This is a genomic window from Facklamia sp. P12945 (assembly GCF_050409485.1).
In the GTDB taxonomy this organism is placed as follows: domain Bacteria; phylum Bacillota; class Bacilli; order Lactobacillales; family Aerococcaceae; genus Facklamia.
Genome location: NZ_JBNUPJ010000002.1, coordinates 81,435 through 96,542 on the forward strand (window position 1 = coordinate 81,435; position 15,108 = coordinate 96,542).

Annotated in this window: 14 protein-coding genes; all 14 read right to left on the bottom strand. The window is 37.5% G+C overall.

Features of this window, described 5'->3' with window-relative positions:
• Window positions 1-99: 99 nt before the first annotated feature.
• Window positions 100-1,611 carry a lysine--tRNA ligase gene (gene lysS, locus ACQV2X_RS01145; RefSeq protein WP_428873220.1) on the bottom strand — a complete coding sequence of 504 codons (1,512 nt, stop codon included), beginning with the start codon at window positions 1,609-1,611 and terminating at the stop codon, window positions 100-102.
• 85 nt (window positions 1,612-1,696) lie between these two features.
• Window positions 1,697-2,572 (bottom strand): Hsp33 family molecular chaperone HslO, encoded by an 876-nt coding sequence (hslO, locus tag ACQV2X_RS01150; RefSeq protein WP_428873219.1) that lies wholly within the window; start codon window positions 2,570-2,572, stop codon window positions 1,697-1,699.
• A gap of 64 nt (window positions 2,573-2,636) precedes the next feature.
• Window positions 2,637-4,691, bottom strand: coding sequence for an ATP-dependent zinc metalloprotease FtsH (ftsH, locus tag ACQV2X_RS01155; RefSeq protein ID WP_428873218.1), 2,055 nt, complete (start codon window positions 4,689-4,691; stop codon window positions 2,637-2,639).
• 82 nt (window positions 4,692-4,773) lie between these two features.
• On the bottom strand, window positions 4,774-5,316 hold the full coding sequence (gene hpt / locus ACQV2X_RS01160; protein WP_428873216.1) for a hypoxanthine phosphoribosyltransferase: 543 nt from the start codon (window positions 5,314-5,316) through the stop codon (window positions 4,774-4,776).
• A 69-nt stretch (window positions 5,317-5,385) separates the two neighbouring features.
• On the bottom strand, window positions 5,386-6,843 hold the full coding sequence (tilS, locus tag ACQV2X_RS01165) for a tRNA lysidine(34) synthetase TilS (RefSeq protein WP_428873214.1): 1,458 nt from the start codon (window positions 6,841-6,843) through the stop codon (window positions 5,386-5,388).
• Window positions 6,844-6,925: 82 nt separating this feature from the next.
• A complete protein-coding gene (locus tag ACQV2X_RS01170; RefSeq protein WP_428873213.1) occupies window positions 6,926-7,450 on the bottom strand; it encodes a S1 domain-containing RNA-binding protein in 525 nt (174 codons plus the stop codon).
• A 36-nt stretch (window positions 7,451-7,486) separates the two neighbouring features.
• Window positions 7,487-7,870, bottom strand: coding sequence for an FtsB family cell division protein (locus tag ACQV2X_RS01175; RefSeq protein WP_428873212.1), 384 nt, complete (start codon window positions 7,868-7,870; stop codon window positions 7,487-7,489).
• Window positions 7,871-7,932: 62 nt separating this feature from the next.
• The gene (locus ACQV2X_RS01180) at window positions 7,933-8,196 is read right to left on the bottom strand and encodes an RNA-binding S4 domain-containing protein (RefSeq protein ID WP_428873211.1); all 264 of its coding nucleotides are present in this window, start codon (window positions 8,194-8,196) and stop codon (window positions 7,933-7,935) included.
• Between the two features lie 16 nt (window positions 8,197-8,212).
• Window positions 8,213-11,779, bottom strand: a complete 3,567-nt coding sequence (mfd, locus tag ACQV2X_RS01185) for a transcription-repair coupling factor (RefSeq protein ID WP_428873209.1) — start codon at window positions 11,777-11,779, stop codon at window positions 8,213-8,215.
• A 60-nt stretch (window positions 11,780-11,839) separates the two neighbouring features.
• The gene (pth, locus tag ACQV2X_RS01190; protein WP_428873208.1) at window positions 11,840-12,406 is read right to left on the bottom strand and encodes an aminoacyl-tRNA hydrolase; all 567 of its coding nucleotides are present in this window, start codon (window positions 12,404-12,406) and stop codon (window positions 11,840-11,842) included.
• A gap of 106 nt (window positions 12,407-12,512) precedes the next feature.
• On the bottom strand, window positions 12,513-12,740 hold the full coding sequence (locus tag ACQV2X_RS01195; RefSeq protein ID WP_428873206.1) for a Veg family protein: 228 nt from the start codon (window positions 12,738-12,740) through the stop codon (window positions 12,513-12,515).
• Between the two features lie 126 nt (window positions 12,741-12,866).
• Entirely contained in the window at window positions 12,867-13,694 is an 828-nt protein-coding gene (gene rsmA / locus ACQV2X_RS01200; protein ID WP_428873343.1) for a 16S rRNA (adenine(1518)-N(6)/adenine(1519)-N(6))-dimethyltransferase RsmA, read from the bottom strand.
• Window positions 13,695-13,743: 49 nt separating this feature from the next.
• Entirely contained in the window at window positions 13,744-14,319 is a 576-nt protein-coding gene (rnmV, locus tag ACQV2X_RS01205) for a ribonuclease M5 (RefSeq protein WP_428873205.1), read from the bottom strand.
• Window positions 14,319-15,104 carry a TatD family hydrolase gene (locus tag ACQV2X_RS01210; protein ID WP_428873203.1) on the bottom strand — a complete coding sequence of 262 codons (786 nt, stop codon included), beginning with the start codon at window positions 15,102-15,104 and terminating at the stop codon, window positions 14,319-14,321. The genes rnmV and ACQV2X_RS01210 overlap by 1 nt, the downstream gene beginning before the upstream one ends.
• Window positions 15,105-15,108 lie beyond the last annotated feature (4 nt).

Genomic DNA, 15,108 nt, shown 5'->3' on the forward strand with positions numbered 1-15,108 from the left:
TATTTAATGTTGAGAGGTTTAGATTTTTAACTATTTCAAAAGAAACACCACAAACAAATCTCTATCCAGTTTGTGGTAATTTCTTAATCAATTCAATTCTTAATTATTTCTTAATGTTGGGAATAAGAGGACATCACGAATGGATTGTGAATCCGTTAATAACATTACTAAACGGTCAATACCAATTCCTAAACCTCCAGTTGGAGGCATTCCGTGCTCTAATGCTTCTAAGAAATCTTCGTCAACTGGATGCGCTTCGTCATTTCCAGCATCTTTTTCTGCCATTTGAGCTTCAAAACGTTCTCTTTGATCAATTGGATCCGTTAACTCTGTAAAGGCATTCGCATATTCTTTACCAACAATAAACAATTCAAAGCGGTCGGTAAAACGTGGATCCTCTTCGTTTTTTCGAGCCAATGGTGAAATTTCAACCGGATGTCCATAAACAAAAGTAGGCTGAACTAATGTATCTTCTACCTTTTCTTCAAAGAAGTTATTAATAATATGTCCTACTGACAAATCGTGGTCTTCAACTGGGACTTGATGTTCTTTAGCTAAAGCTTTAGCTTCTTCTAGAGTCATCTCTTGCCAGAAATCGACACCGGTTTCTTCTTTAATTAAATCAACCATATGGCGACGTGCCCAAGGCGTTTCCAAATCTACCTTTTTACCATCATAATCAATCATAGCAGTCCCTAAGACTTTCTTGGCAACATGGCGAATCAACCCTTCTGTTAAGTCCATAATATCCGTATAAACTGTATAAGCTGTATACACTTCAATCATAGTGAATTCAGGGTTATGGGTAGTATCAATTCCTTCATTACGGAAGACACGACTGATTTCGTATACTTTTTCCATACCGCCTATTACTAAACGCTTCAAATGTAATTCTAAAGCAATCCGTAAGTATAGTTCCATGTCTAATGCATTATGATGTGTAATGAAAGGTCTAGCTGACGCTCCACCTGCTAGATTATGTAAGACAGGAGTTTCAACCTCTAGATAATCTAAATCGTCTAAATAATGTCTCACTTCGCGAATAATCTTTGAACGGTTGACAAAGCGATCAAAACTTTCTTCGTTGGCAATTAGGTCTAAATAACGTTGGCGATATTTCTGTTCAACGTTTGTCAAACCATGGAATTTATCAGGTAGTGGTCTTAAAGCTTTTGTTAAAGGAATAAACTCCTTTGCTTTAACTGAAAGTTCCCCTGTTTTTGTCTTAAACAAGTTGCCGCGAACCCCCACAATATCTCCTAAATCGGCAGCGTTCCACCAAGTAAAGGCAGCTTCACCCACTTGATCCTGGCGAACATAAATCTGCAACTTACCTTTCATGTCTAACAGGTGAGCAAAACCTGCTTTTCCTTTTCCGCGCTTAGAAACGATACGGCCAGCAATAGAAACTTCAATCGCTTCTTTTTCTTGCAAGTCTTCTTTGGATAAGTGATCATACTTTTCAATTAAAGCCTTTGAATAGTCACTGCGTTCAAATCCTGCAGCAAAAGGATTGACTCCTGCTTCAGACATTTCTTGCATCTTTTGTCTTCTGACTACTAACTGGTCATTTAATTCTTCAAATTCTGGATTATCTTTTACATCAGACATTGGCTTTCCTCCCACTATTTCTTTATACTGTCCCTTTCATTTTACATGAAGTCGTTCAGTTTGTCATGGTGATAATAGAGCGATCTTATTGATTAGCTAAGATCGCTTTTAATTCTTCTTCACTAAATTGATAAGTCGCACTACAATATTGGCAAATAACCTCTGCTCCCTTATCCTCGTCAATCATTTGCTGTAACATATTAGAATCCAAAACTGCAAGTGACTTACGAAAGCGCTCTTTACTACATGGACAATAAAATTCAACTGGTTGCTGCGAAATAACTCGGCTATTATTCAATCCAACTAATGAATCCAAAAGATCTGTAATCGCTTCTGATCCGTCGATTAACTCTGACAGCGAACCAAGCGACTTAATCCTTGTTTCCAGTTGATCAATCACTTCGTCAGATGTCCCAGGTAAAACTTGAATCATAAAGCCCCCAGCTGATTGAACTGATTCATCTGGATTGACAAGCACACTCAAGCCAATAGAAGAGGGAGTTTGTTCCGATACTGCCATATAGTAAGTAAAATCTTCGCCCAGTTCACCTGAAATAAGCTCAACTTGGCCAGTAAAAGCTTCTGAATCCGCAAGGTATTTACTGACCTTCAAACTACCAGGAAGCCCAACCGCTCTCGCTACATCCAACTTGCCTTTACTATTTAACTCTAAAGCCACGTTCGGATTTGATACATACCCTCTAATTCGACCTTGGGTATCGCCATCACAAGAGATTAATCCTAAAGGACCATTACCTTTAATCTGAACAAGCAGGCGGTCATCCCCTTTTAGATTGGCTGACAAGAGTGCTGTAGCAACCAAGCTTCGCCCCAATGCAGCTGTAGCCGTATGCCACGTTTGATGTTTTTCTTGTGCTCGCTTAACTAAGTCCGTCGCATCTACTACAAATACGCGTATTTGATCATCAAAAGCTAATGCTTTGATTAACTGCCCTTTCATTTTTTCCCTTCTTTCTATTTCATTCGATGATAAAAGACAGGCGAGGGCCTGTCTTTTAACTTAACTATTTGACTTCGTCCTTTGAATCCAAATCTTCGTTAGAATTTTCTTTAGGGTCATCTTCCAAAGATTTTTGTTTAGACTCTTCAAAGTCAGATGGATCTTCCACAACTTCTGCTGCTTCCGTTTCATCTAATTTAGGCATTTCACCTGTTTCAAAAAGAGCTTTAATTTGGCGAGCATCTAAGGTTTCAACTTCTAAGAGCTTTTCTGCGATCAGATTTAACTGTTCTCGGTGCTCATTAATAATACGATAAGCTTCCATTAAAGCTTCCTTCATAATTCGGTGAATTTCCTTATCGATTTCATAAGCCACTTGCTCAGAATAAGAGGTATGGTCTTCTGTACCATAGCGACGTCCTGCAAATGGTTGGCTATCACTCTCATATTGAACGGTTCCAATTGTTTCAGACATCCCGTAACGAGTCACCATACTACGTACTATAGCTGTCGCTTGACGGAAGTCATCACTGGCTCCTGTTGACTGATGGTTAAAGACAATTTCTTCCGCCGCACGACCTCCTAAAAGACCTACAACTTGCTCAAATAATTCTTTATAGGTAACAATGTATTGATCTTCTTTAGGAAGCATAATAGCATAGCCACCTGCACGACCACGTGGAACGATAGTCACCTTATGGACTGTACGGGCTTCACTTAAAACCATACCAATTACAGTATGTCCTGCTTCGTGGTAAGCAACCGTTTTTCTTTGACGCTCCGAAACGACAGCATCTTTTTTAGCAGGTCCTGCAATCACACGATCATGTGCTTCGTCTAAATCAGGCGCTGTAATTTCTTTACGGTCAAAGCGGGCTGCAATTAAAGCTGCTTCGTTTAAAAGATTTTCTAAATCGGCTCCTGAAAAACCGGGTGTTTGTTGAGCAATCACTTTCAAGTCAATATCAGAAGCTAACTTTTTATTACGAGAGTGAACTTTCAACACGGCTTCTCTGCCTTTAACATCTGGATTACCTACTAGTATTTGACGGTCAAAGCGCCCAGGACGTAAAAGAGCCGGGTCCAAGACATCTGAACGGTTAGTCGCAGCCATAACAATGACACCTTCATTTCCTTCAAAGCCGTCCATTTCAACAAGCAGTTGGTTAAGTGTTTGCTCACGTTCATCGTGGCCCCCACCCATACCTGCTCCTCTTTGTCGGCCTACAGCATCGATCTCGTCAATAAAAATAATAGCTGGTGCTTCTTTTTTTGCATTTTCAAATAAATCACGGACACGTGAAGCTCCCACCCCAACAAACATTTCGACGAACTCAGAACCTGAGATTGAGAAGAAAGGCACACCTGCTTCACCAGCAACGGCTTTTGCAAGTAAGGTTTTACCTGTACCTGGAGGTCCTTCTAAAAGCACTCCAGCTGGTATTCTTGCACCTAGAGCTGTAAACTTCTTAGGCTCTTTTAAAAACTCAACAATTTCAACTAGCTCTTGTTTTTCTTCATCGGCACCGGCAACGTCAGAGAATCTAACTTTGACTTTTTGTTTTGAGACATCTTTAGACTTAGACTTACCAAAGTTCATGACACCCTTTCCGCCACCACCACTAGCTTGCATCATGGTATACATCAAGAAAAAGCTAGGAATCAGTAATAGTAGGATAGGTAAAAAATTTAACCAAATACCTGCTGAAGACTCCGGCATTGATTTAAATTTTACATTTTTCTCTTTGGCTAATTCAGTCACTTGGCTAATGGTCGAATCATTTGGTAAGATATCTGTCTCAAACAATTGAGTTTTACTATCACCTTTGATGACTTCAACCGCTTTATCACTCGTTTTGTTTTCAGCTTCTATCGGTTGATACTTACCTTTCACATGATAAACTCCTGCTCCCGGTTGCATCTCAAATTCAGCAATTTTATCGGCTTCAAGTTGTTGAACAAATTCAGATATCGTGATCTTTTTAGTAGAATTTAAAAACGATCCACCATCTGTCATTAAACTAAAGCCGCCTAAAATAGCCAAACCGATTAAAATATAAACGAGGGTGTTTCGAAAGGGATTTCGAAAGGGATTTCGATTTGGATTAGGTTTTTGCATTCGTTTCTTTCTCCTTAACTTCGATTATTGATTAAAAATATACTTAATCTTTTGATAAAAATAATTAGTCTCACTGACTATTTTAAGAATAGATTTCAGCTTTTAAGACCCCAATATAAGGTAGATTACGATATTTTTGATCATAATCTAGTCCATATCCTACTACAAACTCATTAGGAACTTCAACTCCGACATAGTCTACTTTGACATCTGCTTCTATACGACGCTCTGCCTTATCTAGTAGACTGCATATTTTGATAGAATTGGCTTTACGAAAGTTTAGTAGATCCATGATATACTTTAAAGTTCTTCCAGTATCAATAATATCTTCGACTATTAAGATGTCCTTGCCTTCTACACTGCTATTCAAGTCTTTTATTATTTTGACTTCACCAGAAGACTCTGTAGCTGATCCATAACTTGAAACATCCATAAAGTCAATTTCTACATAGCAATCCATCTGACGGATTAAATCTGCCATAAAAAGAGCGGCTCCACGTAAGATACCTACTACCAGCACTTCTTTCCCTTGGTAATTCGCTGTAATTTCTTTACCTAGTCGTTGGACAGTAGCTCGTAATTCTTCTTCTGTTACAAGTACTTTTAAAACATCTTGTTCTAACATATTGACTCCTTTTCTTTCTCAAAGTGTATTAATGTATTTTAACATAACTCTTTATTTTCTTGCACCTTTTTAGTACATCTTTTGAATCAAAAGGTAATGTGTAATATTTTCTGGTTTTTGTGGTTGGTACTTAGAGGAACTCTGATGACCAATCATCCAAATCACTTCGTTAGTGTCATTAACAATTAACCAAATTTTATCTCTTACGGATGAAGGGATTTTTTCATCAATTAAGATTCTAGAAATTTTCTTGTGATAAGCTCCTTTGCTTGACTTCAACTCAATCAAATCCCCGTCTTGACGATGACGAATATGAAAGGCGGGGGGATTCTCTTCTTCTGATAGGTCAAGTGCCAAGAAATCATCTACTGCCTTACGCATTTGATTATTAACAAAAGAGCGGTTGAAAAGACCAATCCATAACCCATTCCCTAGGCTAAACCACTTATTATTGGTAGATAAGTCCACTCGATAATCAGAAAGAGCTGGTGCTTTTCTTTCTTCCGGCTCGATAAAGATGTAATCATATTCTCGACGCGACACCCATCCTGGAGCTAAATTAAAGCGGTAATTTGGTGTTTCAGTATTTAAAATTTGATCCAGCAAGTGACTGATAGCCTCTTTATCATATTGACCAGCCACTTCTATAAAGCGCTCTTCGAAAAAAATGGTCAAAAAGACTTCTCTAAAATCATCAGACAATTCACGCCATTTTTTAACATCAAAGGCCCAACGCTTGTCTTCAAGTTTAGCTAATAATAATGGTTCTTGACACATATAAGTCTCATAATGTGCTTGGTAGGAAGAGGTCAGCTGTTGTTGCATCGCAAATAAATTATGATAAAATTGCGGATTTTCAAGTTCAATTTTAGGTAAGTACTGCTTGCGAATACGATTTCTTAAATATTCTGTTTCATGATTGCTTTCATCTTCATAGTAAACAATCTGGTGGTTCTCAGCGTATTGATAGAGCTCTGCTTTTCTAAAATTAATTAAAGGACGCATCAAGGCTGTCACAGTAATTTCATTATTACTAGCTTTCATGACTCTTTGATAATTATCACGTATTCCCGTCAATCCTTTTAACGAAGTCCCTCGAATCATTCGCATAAACATAGTTTCAACAGCATCGTCTAGATGATGGGCGGTCATTAAACAGTCCCCTTTACTAGCATCTAAAACATCAGCTAGAAATTGATAACGTGCTTGTCTAGCATTTGCTTCAATATTTGACTTGCTTGGACTCTCCCACTTAGATACAAAGTAAACCAATTGATGACTCTTAGCCGTGTTTACAACTAGGGTCTGTTCTTTATCATGAGTTTCGGGGGATCTTAGTCGATGGTTAAAATGAGCCACTACTAATTGCCGATCCCTATATTCATTTAATTGAACCAACTCTATCATTAAATGGAGGAGAACCATCGAATCAACACCTCCAGAAATAGCTAAAACAATCGTTTTGCATTCTTCCCAACCGGGCCAAGATTCTACTTTATTCTTAAATTGTCGAAAGGTTGCTTCCATAGCTTACCACCTCTGCCTCGTTCAAAATAAAGACTGCAAATAGACTGGCTAAGGTCTATTGCAGTCGGCAATATTTTATCAATTAACTACGGCGTCCACCACGTCCGCCTCGTTTTCCTTCAGTATTACGTTTCAGTGAAATTAAACGATCTTCACTATCTTTCAAGAAATTACTCATTAATTGATCGAAATCATCATTGTTTTTTTGAGCATATTTACCAGAAACATTTTGGTTAGGATAAGAGTTACCCTTGCCTTGCGGAACTTTTGGATATTCTTGATGGAAATTGCGACGAGCAGCTTCTTTTGGTTTACGATACTTGGCAGTAGACCCATCATTATTCTTTTTATCTTGATAAGAGTTGGCTGGTTTATCAACTGCTTGGCGTATTGATAAGCCGATCTTTCCATCATCAGCTACCGAAACCACCTTCACGGTGACTTCATCTCCCAATGATAATACTTCGTTGATGTCATTAACAAACCCATCTGAGATTTCACTTATATGGACTAATCCTGATTGATTATTATCTAAGGCAACAAAGGCTCCAAAATTTTTGATTCCTGTAACCTTACCTGTAACTTTTTGTCCTACTTCTACCGCCATATAATTCTTTTTCCTCCTATTAATACTTTAATTTTTTTACTGTTCACTTGACTCTTCGTTTAGATCGAAGATTATTTCGTTATCTTTTGAAAAAAAGTAATCTTTGCGGGCCAATTTGGCAATATAATCTTTGTCTTTTGATAAAATATACTCTTTTTCTGCCTGCTTGTTTTCCGCTTTAACCTTATTCAATCTCTCTTCCGCTTGAACCAATTGACTGTTGACTTCACTTTGCTTATGAAGCGCTTGAAGAAGCGAGAAAAGCGATAAACAAGTCAAAAAGACCCCTACTGAAAACGCTATATACTTTAATAAAGACTCCTGTTTGCTTTTTGAAGGGCTTATATGACCTGCGCTTTGATCAAAGGGGATGATTTTACGATTGGCTGACTGATTATTTTTTTCATTCAATTTTTTCACCACTCTCTCATTTTTGAGTATAGCAGTAATTTAATAAGAATGCACCCTATAATATTTGGTTTTTAATTAATTTTAGTGAATTCTTCACTAATTAATTCATACATCTTCGCTGCGTCTTCTTTTTTAGTTGACTCTTGTAATTCTTTTACCTTTATTGTCATTACACGGTTACCAAAAGTAATGGTTATTTCATCATCTACTTTGACAGTCGAACTTGATTTAGCAACTTGACTATTAATCTGAACTCTTCCTTGGTCTGCTACTTCTTTAGCTACGGTTCTTCTCTTAATAATTCGCGATATTTTTAAAAATTTATCTAAACGCATACTTTAATACTCCTTTTTACTTTAGTGCATGATTTAAATCTTTTTGACGCTGTTGATAATTTTGCTTAATTTGATAGGCTTGCTCTAATAATTTCTTTAAGAGACTTAAAATTTCATAACTCTCTTTTCCTTGAATGGTCAATTTAACCAGCATTCGATCTTTAGGTTTAGTGACTGTTTCTCTCGCTTGAACATCCTGCAGGGCTTGATAAATATTAGGGCCATAGAAAAATTGTGTGGCTTCTTCGCTGAAAGTCAAAACGACATATTGGTGCTGCCTTTTAATAGTAAGCATGCCCGTTTGACTAGCTAAATACCGGAGTAAAGCGATATCTAATAAGTCAGCTACTTGGTCAGGGTATTCACCGTAGCGATCAATTAATTGATCTTGAACCTCGCGATAAGAATCAAAGGAATCAATTCGTTGGATAGCTTTATAAGCTGCAATTTTTTGGCGTTCATCTTCAATATAACTAGCAGGTAGATAGGCATCAATGGCTAAGTCAATTTCAGTATCACTTTGATTGAATACTGCCTGCTGGTTTTCTTTACCTTGCTTTTTGTCGACCGCTTCTTTCAATAATTGAGAATATAAATCAAACCCGATGGAATCGATAAAGCCAGATTGTTGTGCCCCTAAAAGATTGCCTGCTCCACGAATTGAAAGGTCGCGCATAGCAATTTTAAAACCAGATCCCAATTCGGTGAATTCACGAATGGCATTCAGTCGTTTTTCACTGACTTCACTTAATTGCTTCATAGGATCATACATTAAATAAGCATAAGCGAGTCGATTGGTTCGCCCCACTCTTCCTCTTAATTGGTAAAGAGTGGATAAGCCCATTTTATCTGCATGGTCAATAAATAAAGTGTTGGCATTAGGAATATCGACTCCCGTTTCAATAATAGTAGTCGTCACTAATAAGTCATAGTCTCCTTGAACAAAGTCATATAGAACATTTTCTAATTCAATTTCACTCATTTGACCGTGAGCAACCGCAACACGTGCCTCAGGAACTAATTGAGCGAGTTCTTCTGCACGATGATAGATAGTAGCTACACGATTATAAAGATAAAAGGCCTGTCCTCCGCGAGCAATCTCACGTTCCAAGGCAGATTTAATGGCCCCTTCATTCCGTTCCATTACATAGGTCTGGACAGGATAACGATTACTCGGCGGTGTTTCAATCACAGATAAATCTCTCACTCCAATCATCGACATATGAAGAGTTCGAGGTATTGGAGTAGCTGTTAATGTTAAAACATCCACTTGCGATCTTAATTGCTTCAATCGCTCTTTATGTTTCACACCAAAACGCTGTTCCTCATCGACGACTAATAAGCCTAAATCTAAAAATTCAATATCTTTCGATAAAATCCGGTGAGTTCCCACTACAATTTGACAAGCGCCTACCTTTAAGTCTTTGATTGTCTCTTTTTGATTAGTCTTGGTCACAAAACGACTAAGCATCCTGATATTGAATGGATAATCAGCGAATCGTTCAATCAATGAATTGTAATGTTGTTGAGCCAATATAGTTGTTGGCACCAAGAAGGCTACTTGCTTACCATCCATCACCGCCTTAAAAATGGCTCGCATGGCTACCTCAGTTTTTCCATAACCAACATCCCCAATTAATAAACGATCCATCGGTCTTTCTTTTTCCATATCTTTCTTTATTTCTGAAGCTGATTGTAGCTGGTCAGGCGTTTCTACATAAGGAAAAGCATTTTCGAACTCTTGCTGTTCAGGACTATCTTCACTAAAGGCAAAGCCCTTGTTTTTTTCACGTTTAGCATAGAGTTCAATCAACTCATCCGCAATATCTTCAATTTTACTTGAAACTTTTTGCTTAGTTTTCGTCCATTCTGTACCACCTAAACGATGAATTTTAGGTGTTTTAGCTTCACCAGAGGCAACATATTTTTGAATAAGATGCAATTGGTCAATGGGCACCATCACTTTGGCGTTATTTTGGTATTCAATAACTAGTAAATCACGATGGGAACCAGCAATTTCCATGGTTTCCATTCCAGTATAGCGGCCAATCCCATGATTAATATGGACCACGTAATCGCCAGTTTCCAGTTCATTATAAGATTTTATTCGCTCAGCATTAGAAAGTTTTTGTTGTTTAATCACTTTCTTCTTCATACGATTAAACAATTCTTTTTCTGTCAGTAAAACCCATTTATCATTTGGTAACTCGAAGCCATGGCTTAGGTTTCCAATGAGCAGGTTTACCTGGCCTGGCAGAAAATCATCTTGTTCTTGGATATGTATCGGATCAATTTGATATTCAGCAAATAGTTGCCGCACCTTTTCGGCCCGCTTTTTTGATTCAACAATAATTTGAATATTTTGATTTTGATTCAACCAATGATCTATCTCTGCTTTTATTAATGGCATCTGATGATAAAAGGCATTCATTGTCCGGTAAGAAAAATGATGAATACTAGCTAATGCCTGCTTGCCCATACTCTTTTGAATCAAATCAAAGAAGATGACTGCATGCTTACTTTGATTAATTTGATCGAATGCTGATAACTTTAATGGTTGATTGGGAAATAGATGACCCTTTAAGGTTTCCTGTTCCAACCAAAATTGATCATGCTCAATTAATTGGATTTCTTCTTGATGAATTTTTGAGAACTCATTGACTACTAAACGCCCTGAAACATGCATATAATCCAAAAGGGAATGCCCCTTAGGATCGTAAAAAGATAAAAAAGCTTGGCTCTTATCAAGTGTTTGATTATGGTCTAAACCTTCAAGCTGCTCACCCATAAATTGCTTTAGCTTTTGTTTCATCTCTTCATCTTTGATTTTTTTACTCGCCTTCTTAATTGCTTCATCCAATTGCTCTTTAATACTTTCTTGTTGTTTTTTAGTAAATAGCACATCAGTAGCAGGTTCAATCTTTATCGTTTGAAGGTTTTTCTTTGAAACTTGGCTTTCTGCATCAAAGTAACGGATAGAATCGAGTTCCACATCAAAGAAATCTAAGCGAATAGGAGAGGGAGCGGTTAGAGGATAAAAGTCAATGATACTCCCCCTTACAGAGAACTCCCCGGGGGTCATAACCATTGCTACTTTTTGATAACCTAGTTCAAATAAAATATTTTCTAAGTCTTCTCTTTCAATCTCATAACCAATCGTCAATTCCAATTGGTTGGCTAACCAATCTTCAACTGGCGAAAGTCGCTTACGAATACCAGACACATTGGTTAAAGCAATAACAGGCTCTTTACTCAATAAGGCTTGTAAACATTCTACTCTTTGCGCCCGACCTTCTAGAGAAGCTGTAGAATATTCTAGCGCCAAACTCTCTTCCGCAGGAAAAGAATATATAGCGACATTAGGTAGCAAGCTGGAAAGATCTTCAAACATTTGGATTAAGTGATTCGGATTGCTTTCCAGTATAATCATTTGACTCGGAGCCTCTTGATATAGTTTAGCGATATATATTGCTTTCCCACTACCATCTAGACCCGTCACTAAATGAGGAAGATTAGAATTATTTGCTTTATTTATAGTATTTATACTTTGATCAAAGGCTGCCGTTTGCAACTTATCTAACATCAAATCTCTCCTTATACATCCAACACAAAAACATGAAGCAGGGATATCCTTACTCCATGATTATTTTCTATTATAAAAATTCATTACTTCACTGTAAGGTTTTCCACCAACCCAGTCTGTTAAAGCATTCGCTGCATGATCAATTGCTTGAGTAACAAGTGGTAAGCTGTCCTTATCAAAAGGAGCTAAAACATGATCAATGACCTTCCAACCTGCTTGTGGACGGCCAATCCCAACTCTTATTCGCTTAAAGTCATTCGTTCCAAGCATATGAATAATCGATTTCATGCCATTATGCCCACCGGCAGAACCTTTTTCACGAAGGCGAATACGACCTGGTTCGAGATCTAAATCGTCATAGACTACTATTAAATCCTCTACCGCAATACCATAATAAGACATTAAGGGTAAAACAGCTTGTCCCGAATTATTCATATAGGTAAAGGGTTTAACTAATAAAATCTTATCTGATTGATTCCGCCAAATGGTAAAATCTGCATCAAATTTTTGATCAGTAAAGTTTAAGCCTTCTTTATCTACTAAACGATCGATTGCTTCAAAGCCAGCGTTATGTCGCGTATTGGCATAACGTTCACCTGGGTTACCGAGACCAACAATCATTTTCAAGAGCGACACCTCCATAAGATATACAATTAATTATACCATAGCTTGCATCACAAAATAAGAAAGAGCCTTACTCAATAACAAGTAAGCCTCTTTAAAACTTGAAAGTTTAAAATTCGATTTCAACCGCATTAGTTAATATGTCTCGATAAGAAAATGATACACGATCCACATTGTCTTCCTCATCTAAGTCAACAATAAAAATTGACCGATAAGTTTCAGCAAGTGTTCCACGACGCTCTCGTTTCTTCTTACGCCCCATTTGAACAGTTACAACAATCTCTTCTCCAACTCTTCCATCAAGCATTGACTTGATTTCAATCAGGTCTTTTGGCATCTTATCACCTCATACCATATTATATCACAAATTCTTAAATTTTACAATATAACATAAGTAAGAATAACTTGCAATGTATTATCGTCTAACATTATCGTCTAACATTATCGTCTAACAATTATTCTATCAATTTCTTTCACTTAAAATGTTAAAAAGCTTAATAAACTCATCCAAATTTAATGTTTCAGCGCGACGGCTAGGTAAAATATCCGCCTTAGCAAAGCAACTTTCTAAGTAAGTTGCTTCTTGATTGGGATAATAAACTTTTAAATTATTCCACAAGGTTTTTCTACGTTGTTTAAAGCAAGCTTGAACAAACTGTTGAAATGACCTACTGTTTTTAAAGTTGTGAGATGGATTTTCTAAGCTCGTTAATTTTAACACAGCAGAATCGACATTGGGTCTGGGCATAAAAACAGTGGGAGGGACAATAAATGCTAATTCCGCTTTCATTTGAAGCTGAATAGCCACTGTTAGTGAATTATAAGCTTTGGTTCCTACTTGCGCAGTCATGCGCTCAGCTACTTCCTTTTGCATCATCATGACTAAAGAATCAAAGGACAACTGGCTAGCTAGTAAATGCATAATGATAGGCGTCGTAATATAATAAGGTAAATTAGCGACCACCACTAAGCGTTTACTTTGGTGTAAGTAAGCATAATCTGATTGACTAAAATCAACTTTTAAAATGTCTCGATGAATAACTTCAACGTTTTCATAGGGAGATAGGGTATCTTGAAGAATATTTACAAAACGTTGATCTATTTCAAATGCCAACACTTTCTTAGCAGATAAGGCCAAAAACTCTGTCAGAGCACCTATTCCTGGACCTATTTCGATAACGGTTGTTTCTGAATCAATCTCTGCTACTTCTACTAACCTTTGTAGAATTTGAGGCTCTACTAAAAAGTTTTGCCCTAAACTTTTCTTCATTTTTATATCATACTGCTTCATAATCGAACTTGTACGACTGGGTGTTGCTATTAGTTTATGATCAATATCTTTATTCACTTTCTTCCCTCCTTTTTAAATAAGCTAGTATCTCTTGACGACTTACTTGGTACTTAGCCAATTGCTTTTGTAACTGCTTAGCGTTAACGTGTCCTAAATTAAAATGATTAGCTACTGTCTGCCTTAAAACATTGGCTTGCTCTGTTCCAGCTAGACCCATAGCCACCAGTTCTGCCATGGGTATCGGTTTTAATTCTTTTTGAGGCGACATCTTTGTTACTTTACTTAAGGCTGCTTGAATATCGGCTGCACTGGCATGTTCAATTCCCAAAGAATCTTTTTTACGATGTGAATTTGCAGCTTCTTGACTTAAAAAAGCTTCTTTAACGCTTGGAATTTGAGTACGAATAATTCTGCGAATGCGCTCGCCAGGATAATCAGGATCAGTAAAGACTATTACGCCAAATTGCTTATTAGCTTCTTCAATTCGGCTGAGGATTTCTTGATCAATGGCCGACCCATTGGTTTCAATCACTTTAATACTTGGGCCAAAAATCTGATTAAGACGTTGGGTATCAGATCGACCTTCTACTACCACCACTTCGGTGGGCACTTCTATTTCTTTCATTAAGCTTCCTCTTCTGGTTGCCAATTAAATAGCTTAAAGGCGTTTTCACTTGTTATCCGGGCAACTTCTTCGACGGAAAGGTTTCTAACTTCAGCCAACTTTTCCGCTACATACTTAACGAAAGCTGGTTCATTTTGCTTTCCTCTCATTGGAACAGGGGCTAAGTAAGGAGCATCTGTTTCGATCAATAGTTTATCTAGTGGTGTAATGGCCGCAGCTTGACGGACATCTTCCGTCTTTTTAAAAGTGACCACCCCACTAAAAGATAAGTGCATACCTAAATCTAAAAAGCGCTTCGCCTCCTCAGGTCCTTCTCCAAAAGAGTGCATAATTCCCCCAGCTGCTGGAAGCCCTTCTTCCTTAAGAATTCGGTAGCAATCTTTGGTTGCTTCGCGATTATGAATAGTAATTGGTAGATTATGTTCCTTGGCAATGGCTATTTGCCTTCTAAAGACTTTAGCTTGAATATCTTTGGGAGAGGTATCCCAATGATAATCCAAACCTATTTCACCTAACATTTTGACACGATCTAATTCTAACCACTTATGTAAATCGTCTTCAAAAGCTTGATCATAATAAATGGTTTCGGTGGGATGACAACCTACCACACTAATCAAATGCTTATGCTCTTGGCTAAGCGTTAGACTGCGCTCGATGGTAGGACGATCAAAACCAACAACTGCTAAAAAACCGACGCCTGCTTCTTTAGCTCTTTGTAAATATTCTTCTTCTTTCCCATGAAATTGGGAGACATTTAGATGAGTGTGTGTATCAAATAATTTCATTTTT